This is a genomic window from Paraglaciecola sp. MB-3u-78 (assembly GCF_002835935.1).
Classification (GTDB): Bacteria; Pseudomonadota; Gammaproteobacteria; order Enterobacterales; family Alteromonadaceae; genus Paraglaciecola.
Genome location: NZ_PJCF01000006.1, coordinates 706,893 through 719,872, shown reverse-complemented (window position 1 = coordinate 719,872; position 12,980 = coordinate 706,893). Strand labels below are relative to the sequence as shown.

Sequence of the window (12,980 nt, the reverse complement as noted above, 5' to 3'; positions counted from 1 at the left end):
CATCAATATTTTTTAATAACCTAATAGAATATCAATTCTGTTTTAATTGGTTTGCACTTCTAGTCTGAAAGGGCACACTAAACATCTATACTTAACGAGTAATAACACATGCAATACTTCCCGATTTTTCTAGATACCACAGACTTGACCTGTTTGGTCGTGGGCGCTGGAGAAGTTGCCGCACGTAAAGTGGAATTACTGTTAAAAACCTCGGCGCATATTACAGTCGTTGCACCTTGGGTGTGCGATACGCTGCAACGATTTGCCAAAGAAGACAAGATCCAACTTATCGTAAGACCTTACAACGATTCAGACCTGACCGATAAACAAATGGTTTTTGTGGCCACAGACAACAGCGTATTAAACGCACAAATTCACGACCAAGCGCGCGTCCAAAAAATCTTAGTCAACGTGGTAGACAACACCCCACTTTGTCAATTTATTACCCCATCGATTGTTGACCGCTCACCGATCATTATTGCTATGAGTAGTGGTGGTGTAGCACCAGTATTACTCAGATATTTAAGACAGAAACTCGAATCTGTTATTCCCCAGAAAGTCAGTTTATTAGGACTGTTTTCAGAGAAATTCAGAGCGTCTGTGAAAAAACGCTTTAACTCTGTAACAGAACGACGTTATTTTTGGGAAGAAGTATTAGACGGCGACATTGCCGAAAACGTATTACAAGGCAACGAAAAAGTCGCTGAACAAAAGTTTTTAGAAAAATTAAATGCACCCGATGCAAGTAAAACAATAGGTGAAGTTTATCTCGTAGGCGCTGGCCCTGGCGATCCAGATCTATTAACATTTAGAGCCTTACGTTTAATGCAAAAAGCAGATGTGGTGGTTTATGACCGCTTAGTTTCTCCAGAAATACTTGAGCTGGTAAGGCGAGATGCTGAAAAAATTTATGTGGGCAAAGCGAAAAGTAAACACACCATTCCACAAGATGAAATTAATACATTATTGGCCAAAGAAGCCTTAGCAGGCAACCGCGTAGTGAGATTAAAAGGCGGCGACCCATTTATTTTTGGTAGGGGCGGTGAGGAACTTGAAACCCTAATAGAACATGGCATTAGCTTTCAGGTAGTACCTGGTATTACTGCTGCTAGCGGCGCAGCCAGTTATGCAGGCATACCGCTAACCCACAGAGATCATGCAAAATCAGTGGTCTTTGCCACAGGTCACTTAAAAGACAATAGCATCAACCTAAACTGGCAAGGATTAGCACAGCCAGACCAAACCATAGTATTTTATATGGGCTTAACCGGCTTACCCATTATTTGCGAGCAACTAGTTAAACATGGGCTAGCACCCACAACCCCCATCGCCATGGTGCAATCTGCTACCACTTCACAGCAAAAAGTAGTGACTGGTACCTTAGAAAATATTCAGCAAAAAGCGGAATTAGCACAAATCAAACCACCAGCCTTAATCATTGTGGGGTCGGTAGTGAGTTTACATGAGAAGTTGAATTGGTTTGGTAAAGGGAGCTAAGCTGCGAGCTTTTAAGAAGATAAATTTGAAATTGGCACAAGCTGTTTTTGATTGGCTGCGTCAAAGTTAAAACCTAGTATCAATGTTGTGTACTGCCCGCACCAACTTAACAAGTCATCCACCATAACTAACTACCCCCCAAGATAAAGTGTGAGAATTTAACGAATAGCAATGCTAATATTCTAAGCCTAGACTCTTGGAGAAAGTACATGGACAAAGCTACCAGTAAACATGCCGCGTTTAGCGATATGGCACAAAGTACCACTGAAGATTGGGCAATAATTATCAAAGAACAAACCCCATTTGCGGCAAACGGAGGGAAGCGCGTACTTGAGCATTTACGACTACTGGAAGGCGATTATGGCGGCTTTCCAGTCGACCGACTTACTCACTGTTTGCAAACGGCCACTCGAGCATACCGCGACGGTCGAGATGCTGATTATGTGGTCATGGCTTTACTCCATGATATTGGTGATACCTTGGGGGCATATAATCATCCCGATATTGCTGCCGCCATTATCAAGCCTTTTGTATCAGAAGAGTTACATTGGATTGTGCAGCATCACGGCATTTTTCAGGGCAAAAATTTCTTCCATCATATTGGGCTCGACCCTGATATGCGCGAGCAATTTCGGGGACATAAATATTTTGCCGCTACCGAAGAATTTATCGATAAATATGACTGTCCTGCTTTTGATCCCGAATATGACTCCTTGGCAATAGAGTTCTTTGAACCCATGGTCATGGAACTTTTCGCCCGTCCGCTTAACAGCATCTACAAAGCAGCTATGGTCAAAGACGCCTAAAGCGACTTAAGGCAAACTTGACCTGCTGAATCAGGATTTCGAAGCATGTAACAATAAGTGGGTTGAGAGCAGCGGCGAAAGGCCCATAATATGTCACCATGTGGATAGTGCTGCTGCTTTTGTCTCACTTATACAGCAATAACGACATTAGTGTATGAAGTTAACTGGCGTTCCACAATTTTGCTGGATATATCTCTCAGTTTTTCTGTCATTTAAATCCAATGAAGTGTTTTTTACAACATCCACACACCTTAAAAGCTTAATACCGACGGACCGTTTATTATCGGATAACCTGTCGTCGGCTCAAAAATGAAGACCCCGGAGTGCAGTGCCTCGGTGGATATAATACAGCTTCATTACATGCCCTATTATTCTTTAATCTTACGGTACTTCTCTTTATTTTTTCGTCCCATAGCATAGAGCTTTGGCCGAAGGTAGCGACGTAGCCAAGGGAACAGATAACCTAGATTAACCATTCTGCCACTGGCAGCTGGCATGGCAATTTCTAATTTATCTCCAGCTGCTATTCTCAACACTGCATCGGCTACTTCATCAGCGCTGCTCATAGGCTGAGAAAAGACGATGTCTTCAACGTTATCAATTTCGTCCATAATAAAGCCAGTATCAATTGGCCCAGGAGAGACCACTCCAACATGTATGCCTGTACCTCGCATCTCATCAGCTAGGGCATAAGCAAAGGCGCGCAACCCAGATTTAGTAGCGGAATAGGTTGCTGCGCCCTGCAAAGGAGCCATGCCTGCAAGTGAGCCGACCATAACAATGCCACCGCCACCAGCACGACGCAAATACGGAATAGCGGCACAAGACAGCATCAGTGGGGCGCGAAGATTGATATCAACCATGGCACCTACGTCTGCTGGAGAGATAGTATCAAGGTTACCTCGGCTGTGCATACCAGCATTGTTCACCAGCACATCAACCGTCCCAAATTCCTGCTCAGCCTTAGCAAACAGAGCCAAACATTGCTCGGTATCTGCTACATCCATTGCCACGGTAAGCACCTTAGTCTGGGTCGACAATTCCTGTTTAATTAAGTCTAGTCCTTCTTGACCCCTAGCCACCAATACTAGGTTTGCTTTTTGAGCAGCAAAAGCCCGGGCACAGGCGGCGCCGACACCTGCAGACGCACCAGTGATAATAATTGTTTTTTTTGTAAATCGTGCAGTCATGTCTAGACTCCTTGGAGCTTGTTGAATGTAGGAAGAATAAGCCACATTCCTAACCTATTCAACAGGCATCGATTTTGTTGCTATTTGATTCATTTAGTTGACTACTAGTAAGTTTGATAAGACAGAAACAAGGTGTGAATTGGGTTTATAATTTTACAGATGTTTATACCTAATAGCCTGTCTTGGGTCGCAGCTAAATACTAGTGAATCAGCTCAAGGGAAAGGAGAAGAAAATACCACACATAAAAAAAGCCATTTTAAATGGCTTTTTTAGACTTAATTTTATCCTGAACTAAGTCTCTCTTACTTACTCAAAAATTGTCACTATACCTTGACCCAAACCAATACACATAAGGTTAAGGTTAGCGACCCGTTTCAGTGACTCCAGCATCTACCGGATCAGCGGCTTCTGAAGATTCAGCAGTCGCTTTACCTTTGACAAGGTCGGCTAGTGCACCTCCAGAAACAAGATCCTCAAGGGATCCACCGAGACCTAACTCATTTAGTAACGCAGAAACTACAGGAGCTTGGGCTTTATAGCCTAATGCAGCGTTTGTAAGCTGTGACATAGGATCACCGCCCGACGCAGCACCACCAGCTACATTTGAAGCGCCAGCAGCCACGCCACCATAGCCTTGTAAGATCTTAATACCTTCGATATTTTTAAGAGGCTCAACAGCTTGAGCAACAACCTTAGGCAACGCATCAAGTGTTGCGAGTATGCGACGAAGTTCTACTTGTCCTTCGCTCAAGGCGTTGTCAGCTTCATTCAAGATACGACGACCTTCAGCATCAACCGTATATTGCTTCTCATCCGCTTCAGCCTTCATTATGATTGCATCCGCATTCGCTCTGGCAAGAATCAACTTCGCATCAGCATCATCTTGAGCAGCTTTCTTAGTAGCTTCAGCAGCAACAGTGATACCTACCGCTTCTCGCTCAGCCACTTTACGTGCATCAATAACTTCAATTTGCTTTTGACGCTCAGCTTTAGCGACTTCACCAGCTGTGATGACGCCTTCTTCTTTGACCACTCTGTCTTGTTCTGCTTCTGCTGCCTTAGCACGGGCTGCAGATTCAGCTTCTGACTTTTCAGCAATGATAATTTGACGTTCCTGTTCAGCAACTTCAAGGTCACGCTGTTGATTAATTTTCATCTTATCAAGCGCTAATTTTTTCTCGATTTCAGCCGATTCAATAGCTCGACTTTTTGCAATTTCAGCGGCTTCGATAGCAAGATTTTTTCCAATCTCAGCTTCACGCTCTTTCTGCTCTTGCTCTTCACGCTTAGCAGCTATCAAGGCTTTTTGTTCAGCTTCTTTAACTTGAATCTCCTGCTCTTGGGCAATTTCAGCTTCACGTTTTTGCTGCTCAATTGCGAGTGAATCCTTTTCGGCTTCAAGATTACGTTGCTCAATTGCAATGCGGTTTTCTTGCTCAACTTCGTTAGTACGCTGTTTACGACCTTCAATAGTTTCTGCAAGTTTTGCGCGGCCCTGTGCATCAAACGCGTTATTTTCGTCAAAATACTCAAGTTTGGTCTGATCGAAGCTAGTAAGTGAAACCGACTCGAGTTCAAGACCGTTTTGAGCCAACTCATCAGCGATGGCATTTTGTACGGCAAGAATGAAGTCAGGACGATTCTTATGAAGCTCATCCATTGACATCGAAGCTGCGGCTGAACGAAGCGCACCGACGAACTTAGATTCCATTAGCTCTTTCACTTTATCAGGATCATCTAGGCGATCACCGAGCGCTTGAGCGGCTTTGGCAATAGAGTCAGTATCACTTGCGACGCGCACATAAAAGTCGGCGCCAACATCAACACGCATACAGTCTTCAGTAATCAATGCTTCAGCTTCTCGTTTCTCAACGCGAATACGCAGCGTGCGCATGTTGACTCTCATTAGCTCTTGGAAGCCAGGGATCAACATTACGCCACCAGTTGTGATGACTCTTTCACCACCCAATCCGGTTTTAACCAACGCCGAATCTTTGGTCGATTTTTTATACATCCTCGATAATGAGAATCCGACGATGAAAAGAACAAGTAATAAGATACCTGCGGCTACTACGTAACCAATGATGTTATTTAAATCCATTTATAATACTCCTTAGTGGATTGTTTAGGTGTGTATAGTTTTTGAGTGTTTAAAATAAAAAACACGCAGAATTCGGCTTAGTTTTCATAAGGAATAGCAAGCCAAATTGCGCTACCCTTTATTTTTTCAACGAGAATAACGTGATTACTTTGATTAAGAATAATACCGTCATCCATCGCTTGTACTCTTATGTTATGGGAGGTTTGGTGCTCATCAATCACTACTCCCATAGCAAATTTTGTAAATGTTGCATTACCAATTGTTACCTTGGCAACCCTACCTGAAAAGGTATCGGTGCTAACAGCTGTGGTTTCAAATCGAGGAAAGGCTTTAGCAAACGCCTTGCACAAAACCCCATTGATAATGAAAGATACAATAACTACAGGGGCTATGCTTAACCAAATAGGCATAAACCCTACTATAGAACTGGAGATTGCGTTGGCGGCATATCCGAGGATGGTAAATAAGCCAAAAAAGAATGTTAACCAAATAATAAATGGTACTTTACCCAAACCTAAAAGGGTTAAATGGCCACCTACATCGGTGTCTACATCAAAATCAATTAAGCTATCAAAGGCATGACTTACACTCATACCAATAAGCAATCCCAACACCTCAAAGACAAAAAGGATAACCAAAAAAGAAAGTGCAAAAAAATATGGGGCGTTAGCTTCGTGGGTTAAAAATTCAATAACCATATCGTGTCCTTACAACCTTTATGATAAGAATCATAAACGATGCGGATCATCTATTCAACCGGCTTAGACTCAGTGTATGAAAATTACCTTCTGAAGCACGTTTATCAAAAGTAGAAAGTAACTTTAGCTGTTATTGGATATAGGTGGTAAGAGTCAAACTTACTAAATTACTCTAAACAAATATGCTATCTGACATACTTTTTATGAGAATGTAAAAACATCAAAATGGACTTTGCAAGTGGCAAAGATTTGGCTGTTCTGAAGATCATTATCTTAGATGTACTGTTAATTTTGAATGACAGACTCTGCTTTACTCGAACTCGACGCTAATAACGCGCAGTTGCTCTTTTCTACCAATACCGCTCCAAAGATATATGCCCCGGCGAACGGCGAAGGTGTTTAGATAAACCCAATTCAATTAAGGTTTGCGTGGCCTCTTCGATCATAGCTGGGTTGCCACATAACATGACTTGGCTATGGTCGGCATGAATATCTAAGCCTACTTGTTCTTGAATCGATATTGTTTTAAGTAATGTTGGGATACGCCCGTGTAATCTATCAGCCTTATGTTCACGGCTTACGATTGGCACGAAGTGAAACTTACTCGCATATTGCTTGGACCAGCTTTCAATCAGTGGTAAATAGGCTAGGTCCTCCTCATAACGTGCGCCATAGACTAGTATTATATTTTCATAACTTTGCCAAACCTGTTCGGAGGCTAAAATAGACAAAAAAGGTCCCACACCGGTACCCGTTGCCATTAACCATAAATCTCGGCTTTTCGGTACTTCGTCAAGGATCAGAAACCCTGTTGCGGGTGACATGATTTTTAAAGAATCACCAATTTGCAGTGTATGTAGCTTGGGAGACAACAAGCCATCTTCAACAGGTACAGCAATAATCTCTAGCTCATTATCATCAGGCCCACAAACAAGTGAATAAGGGCGGGATAGTATTTTGTCATCTTGTTCAACACCCACTTTAGTGAACTGCCCAGCCTTAAATTTAGGAAAGTCCGCACAAGAAAAACGTAAACTAAACAAATGATCATTCCAATCTGTTCTACTCACCACTTTTGCATCTAACCACTGTGCCATTCAATTATCCACGTTTGGTATTTAAATCTGACACCACAATATCATATGCACCTTTGAATAGAAGTGAGTATGATTTCGAGATAGCTAACCAGAGACAACATACAGATAAATTGGCAGACAAAATTCACAACAAGCAAGTGCAACCACATTTTCAGATAAGTTCATTGTCGAGATGACTGCCAGTGGTGGTGTGGCGCAATGGGAGAGCCAAGAAGTTGATATAGAAAGCATCCTGAATCAAGCGGATAAGGGTTTTGAACAGCCAAAAGAAGTCACTTGGATCGGTTTAAAGCTGCTACCGTTTCACTACAGCAATTTTAGTCCGACCGGTGTTTCGGGCGTTACATTTAGAGGTTAGGTTTGGGAAATAAAATAAATCATCATGCTAAACCGGGAGTTTCAAAAGCGGTCATTGGTTGGCAGTCTATTCTAAGGGATTTTTTGTTAGGAATTATATGTACTATGATGGCTATTTTTGGTTGGAATTCTAGTATGTTGCTATTGGCAGTACCCACAGGGTTTGTGGCTGTCATGTGCTATTGCTCAGCGCTACTTTCTATTGGTGTGCAGTTAAATGAAAATAGAAAATATCGAAAAAAGCAGTAATTCGAAACTGACAAAGCGACGTCATACTAACTGAAATCGTTAAATGTGAACCCAGAGATAGGTGTCTGGGTTGTGTGGAGCTTCGAAAAAAGCTACTTCAAATCCCTTTTAATATTCCGCAAACTGATATCACCCGAACCATCGTTTTTCAACCTAAAATCAGCAGCACCGTTAATATTGATATCACCAGAACTGTCTGCAACTGTGACGATGCCAGATACGTTTTTAACGCGAATATCGCCTGATGAGTCGTCAATGTTTACATCGCCGATAACCTCTTTTAAGTGAATTTCCCCAGAGCGATCTTTAATTTGCACGTCACCACGTAAGTCTTTACCTTTTAAATCACCTGAACGGTCTTCAACTTTGATTAAGCCTGCGATATTGTTTAATTCAATATCACCAGAGCGGTCATTCAGAGTAAGACCATTGTCGACTGACTCAATGGTTAAATCCCCTGACCTATCATCCACGAACAAAGCTAAAGATGACGGCATGGAGACCTCTACGTCGATTCTTTCATTGTTGTAGGTATTGTCATTGAAATGGGCAATTAATATGGCTTTGTCACCTTCTCGTTCAAGACTAAGTACATAATCATCATCATTTAATTTTTCACCATACACTTTAGCGATGACGGTTATTTCTGTTTGGTCCTTATTACCCATTACGCTTAGGTCGCCGGCACCAACATCGATGTTAAGCTGCCCGATTTCATTGTCTGCTAAAGCTAACTCCACTTCTTTATGTAACTTTATACTGCCCCAAACGTCGGCTAATAACCCTTGACTCAAAAACACAGTTGCGACAATTAAACCAACAACAATCAACTTTTTCATGACCTAATCCTTTTTTTAAACAAGAGTCTGATGACCTATTTAAACTATGTCGCTGACCACTATCAAAAAGTTTAAATAACGTATTATTTTATTTGTTCGGCATTAAAAATATGCAAAGTAGGTGGTGCGGAAACCAACATTCTCACCGCTGCAACAAAAGCTTGAGAACTAGGTAAAACAAAATGAGCATCAATACTAGCTTGGTCTTCCCATTGTTCATAAAAAAACAAACGTAAGCCATCTTCAGGATCCTGATACACAGCATGGCTAATACAGCCCGGCTCAGTGCGCGAGTAAGCAACATGTTTTTGACAAGCTTGCATAGCTTGCTGCATGCTGTCATCTTTTATGAATAACTCACCTGTAATAATAATCATATCGTTTACGTCATCTTTTATATTCTTCTGTCGAGTGAATAGATTAAAACACAGGGTCTGGCATAATCACAATTAAGGTTCTCAACTGCATATCCAATGACTAAAGACTTCCATACACCTCATAAAAACTGGCAATTTTGGATTGATCGCGGTGGCACCTTCACCGATATCATTGCCCGGCATCCCGATGGCACACTGCAATGCAAAAAATACTTGTCAGAAAATCCAGAAGCCTATGACGATGCGGCCGTGTTCGGTATTAAATCAATTCTGGATATCCGTCAATCCGATCCTGTGCCTGATGACCTAATCGACAAAATAAAAATGGGTACCACTGTTGCGACTAACGCTTTATTAGAACGCAAAGGTGACAATGTGTTACTCGCGATCACTAAGGGTTTTAAAGATGCACTTGAAATTGGTTATCAGGCACGTCCCGATACTTTTGCCTTAAAGATTGAAAAGCCAGATATTCTCTACACCCAAGTTGTCGAGATAAACGAACGAGTCACGGCTAAGGGTAAAGTCTTGCAAGAGCTCGATATCCCATTAAGCAAAAAGGCCTTAGAGGCTGCTTATAACCAAGGTTTAACCGCCATTGCGATAGTGCTGATGCATGGCTACCAATATAACCAGCATGAAAAACAACTGATGCAATTAGCTAAGGAAATTGGCTTTAAGCAAATTTCTGTTAGCCATGAAGTCAGTCCCTTACAAAAACTCATATCCAGAGGTGAGACCACCTTAGTGGATGCTTATCTCACTCCCATATTATTAAGATACATCCAAAATATTAGCGAAGGGCTTAACCAACACACGCCTGCTCAATTATTATTTATGCAGTCATCTGGCGGCCTGACTAGCGCTGAGTCATTTCGTGGTCGAGATGCCATATTATCTGGCCCCGCAGGCGGCATAGTGGGTGCAGTGCATACCGCTAAACAAGCAGGATTTGATAAAATCATTGGTTTTGATATGGGTGGCACTTCTACCGATGTGTCTCACTATGCGGGCGAGTTTGAGAAGGCTTACGAAACGGAGGTTGCGGGGGTGCGTATGCGTGTTCCCATGTTACATATTCATACTGTTGCCGCCGGTGGTGGCTCGGTGTTACGTTATCAGGATGGACGCTTTCGGGTAGGTCCTGAGTCTGCAGGTGCAGTGCCAGGCCCCATATGTTATCGCCGTCATGGTAAACTTGCAGTGACCGATATTAACCTGTGTTTAGGCAAAATTCAGGCGGATTTTTTTCCTAGTCTGTTTGGCCCAGAGCAAAACCAACCTTTAGATAAAACAAGCTCACGGCAAGCTTTCGCTGAAATCGCTAACAAGATTGATGATGGGCGATGCGCTGAAGATGTAGCCGAAGGTTTTCTGGCGATTGCTATTCAACATATGGCCCAGGCCATCAAAAAGATATCCATCGCACGGGGTTATGACGTATCCAATTATGTACTGAATTGTTTTGGTGGTGCAGGTGGGCAACATGCTTGTTTGGTGGCTGAAAAGTTAGGCATTAAAACCATATTCTTGCATAGCTATTCTGGCATATTATCAGCTTACGGTATGGGGCTGGCCGATATACAGGTAGAACGCCAGAGGGTAGCAAGCCCGCTTATTCAAAAAGGTGACATACACGCCATTGATATTGCCATTGAGCAACTGAAACACGCCAATAGTGACGACTTAAACAACCAAGGGTTAAGCAATAAACAAATCACTCATCACTGTACTGCTTTGCTCAAATACCTCAATACCGACACCAGTCTTAACATCCCATTAGATTCTTTTAGCACCATGCAAGAGCACTTTACTGAACAACATAAACAACAGTTTGGCTTTAGTGGGGCCGCCCCCGGCGCACCAGACAAAACCATAATAATTGATACGTTAATTGTTGAATCTTATGGTGGCGCCGAGAAGGTTACAGAAGCCAAACAAATCTTAGTCACCGACTTAGCAATAAAGATACAAACTGTCAGGCAAATTTATACTCAAGGCGAGTGGGTAAATGCCCCCGTAATACAATTATCTTCACTTAGGTTTGGCCATGAATTAGCAGGCCCTGCAATTATTATTGAACCAACAGGCACCATCATTGTTGAAAAAAACTGGCGGGTGAAGGTCAATGTGAATGGCCACCTGATCCTTCACTTTGAGAAAGTCAAAACGCTATTAGATTCAGGTTCATCTTCAGAAGCCCACCCCCTAAGCAAAGCAGACCCAGTCACCCTAGAGCTATTTAACAGTGCTTTTATGAGCATAGCGCAGCAAATGGGCATAGTGCTGCGTAATACGTCACAGTCAGTCAACGTCAAAGAGCGTTTGGATTTTTCCTGTGCCATTTTTGATGCAACTGGTAACTTGATTGCCAACGCACCTCACGTGCCTGTGCATTTAGGCTCAATGGATGCCAGTGTCAAAGTGATTATAAATGGCCCACAATCCATCAATGCAGGGGATGTATTTGTACAAAACAATCCCTACAACGGGGGCTCTCACCTACCCGACATTACAGTTATTACCCCAGTATTTGACTCGGCTAACGCCAATATTTTATTTTATGTCGCCAGTCGTGCTCACCATGAAGACGTAGGAGGCATCGCACCGGGTTCAATGTCTTCCCTGGCCACAGATATCCATCAAGAAGGCATATTACTAGACAGCGTAAAACTAATTGAACAAGGATATTTTCAAACTGAGCGTCTTGAAAATATTTTTTCTTCAGGTGATTATCCAGCTAGAAATATCGCCCAAAATATGGCTGATTTAATGGCGCAAACCGCCGCTAATAAAACAGGTGTAAATGAATTACTGAAGCTGGTCGAGCAGCATAGTCTTAAAACCGTTTATGCTTATATGCAACATATCCAAGACAGCGCCAAAACCTCAGTACAAAAAGTGCTGGCTAGATTACAAGATGGCGAGTTTAGCTACCCGTTAGAATCGGGTGCCACCATTGTGGTTAAAATCAGTATTGATAAAACCAAATTAAAGGCATGTATTGATTTTACAGGCACCAGTGAGCAACAAAACAACAATTTGAATGCCCCAAAAGCCATAACTCAAGCTGCTGTGATGTATGTATTTAGATGTTTGGTTAACGATGATGTCCCGCTTAACGCAGGCTGCATGCAAGCGCTAGATATTATTGTGCCTGAAGGCTCGTTACTTAATCCATATTTCCCGGCGGCCGTAGTAGCAGGTAATGTTGAAACTAGCCAAGCGGTGACCAATGCGCTATTTGCTGCCTTAGGTGTATTAGGTTCAAGCCAAGGCACTATGAATAACCTCACCTTTGGAAATGAACATTATCAGTATTACGAAACAATTTGTTCCGGCAGTCCCGCGGGAGTCGACGCTAAAGGTAATGGTTTTAATGGTGTAGCAGCGGTGCATACCCATATGACCAACACCCGCATGACCGATCCCGAAATCTTAGAGCAACGTTACCCGGTGATACTCAAATCATTTACAATTGATCGCGATTCAGGTGGCAAGGGTAAATGGAATGCAGGAGACGGCATTACCCGCACGATTACTTTTTTAGAGGATATGCAGTGTTCCATTTTGTCGGGACACCGAGTCACCCCGCCCTATGGCCTTAAGGGTGGCGAAACCGGAAGGCTCGGCCGAAATTGGTTAACTAAACCCAACGGCGAGTGCAAAGACTTAAAAGGGTGTGACCATACTGAGGTTACCGCTGGAGAGAGTATTTCTATTCAATCACCCACAGGAGGCGGTTATGGAAAAGCGGATGAATAATTT

Annotated in this window: 11 protein-coding genes; 5 read left to right on the top strand and 6 right to left on the bottom strand. The window is 42.6% G+C overall.

The genetic code is table 11. The features are described 5' to 3' along the window. Nucleotides 1–108 precede the first annotated feature (108 nt). Both cysG and CXF95_RS17635 read left to right on the top strand, forming a co-directional pair. Nucleotides 109–1,497, top strand: a complete 1,389-nt coding sequence (gene cysG / locus CXF95_RS17640) for a siroheme synthase CysG (protein WP_101199891.1) — start codon at nt 109–111, stop codon at nt 1,495–1,497. 209 nt (nt 1,498–1,706) lie between these two features. Beyond that, complete coding sequence (locus CXF95_RS17635; protein WP_101199890.1) at nt 1,707–2,303, top strand: HD domain-containing protein; 597 nt, start codon at nt 1,707–1,709, stop codon at nt 2,301–2,303. Between the two features lie 368 nt (nt 2,304–2,671). Here the strand turns inward: CXF95_RS17635 and CXF95_RS17630 are convergent, their stop codons facing one another. The 4 genes from CXF95_RS17630 to CXF95_RS17615 all read right to left on the bottom strand — a co-directional run bounded on the left by CXF95_RS17630 (nt 2,672) and on the right by CXF95_RS17615 (nt 7,390). Next, complete coding sequence (locus tag CXF95_RS17630; RefSeq protein WP_101199889.1) at nt 2,672–3,493, bottom strand: SDR family oxidoreductase; 822 nt, start codon at nt 3,491–3,493, stop codon at nt 2,672–2,674. A gap of 362 nt (nt 3,494–3,855) precedes the next feature. After that, entirely contained in the window at nt 3,856–5,595 is a 1,740-nt protein-coding gene (locus CXF95_RS17625) for a flotillin family protein (protein WP_101199888.1), read from the bottom strand. Nucleotides 5,596–5,672: 77 nt separating this feature from the next. Then, nucleotides 5,673–6,293, bottom strand: coding sequence for an OB-fold-containig protein (locus CXF95_RS17620; RefSeq protein WP_101199887.1), 621 nt, complete (start codon nt 6,291–6,293; stop codon nt 5,673–5,675). Between the two features lie 350 nt (nt 6,294–6,643). Next, on the bottom strand, nt 6,644–7,390 hold the full coding sequence (locus tag CXF95_RS17615; protein WP_101199886.1) for a ferredoxin--NADP reductase: 747 nt from the start codon (nt 7,388–7,390) through the stop codon (nt 6,644–6,646). Nucleotides 7,391–7,562: 172 nt separating this feature from the next. On the opposite strand from CXF95_RS17615, the gene CXF95_RS17610 reads away from it, so the two are divergent. Further along, nucleotides 7,563–7,748, top strand: a complete 186-nt coding sequence (locus CXF95_RS17610) for a hypothetical protein (protein WP_101199885.1) — start codon at nt 7,563–7,565, stop codon at nt 7,746–7,748. A gap of 2 nt (nt 7,749–7,750) precedes the next feature. After that, entirely contained in the window at nt 7,751–7,996 is a 246-nt protein-coding gene (locus tag CXF95_RS17605) for a hypothetical protein (RefSeq protein WP_101199884.1), read from the top strand. A 92-nt stretch (nt 7,997–8,088) separates the two neighbouring features. Here CXF95_RS17605 and CXF95_RS17600 read toward each other — a convergent pair whose 3' ends face one another. Both CXF95_RS17600 and CXF95_RS17595 read right to left on the bottom strand, forming a co-directional pair. After that, the gene (locus tag CXF95_RS17600; protein ID WP_101199883.1) at nt 8,089–8,835 is read right to left on the bottom strand and encodes a DUF4097 family beta strand repeat-containing protein; all 747 of its coding nucleotides are present in this window, start codon (nt 8,833–8,835) and stop codon (nt 8,089–8,091) included. 83 nt (nt 8,836–8,918) lie between these two features. Then, the gene (locus CXF95_RS17595; RefSeq protein ID WP_101199882.1) at nt 8,919–9,212 is read right to left on the bottom strand and encodes a putative quinol monooxygenase; all 294 of its coding nucleotides are present in this window, start codon (nt 9,210–9,212) and stop codon (nt 8,919–8,921) included. A 96-nt stretch (nt 9,213–9,308) separates the two neighbouring features. On the opposite strand from CXF95_RS17595, the gene CXF95_RS17590 reads away from it, so the two are divergent. Then, nucleotides 9,309–12,977, top strand: coding sequence for a hydantoinase B/oxoprolinase family protein (locus CXF95_RS17590; protein ID WP_101199881.1), 3,669 nt, complete (start codon nt 9,309–9,311; stop codon nt 12,975–12,977). Nucleotides 12,978–12,980 lie beyond the last annotated feature (3 nt).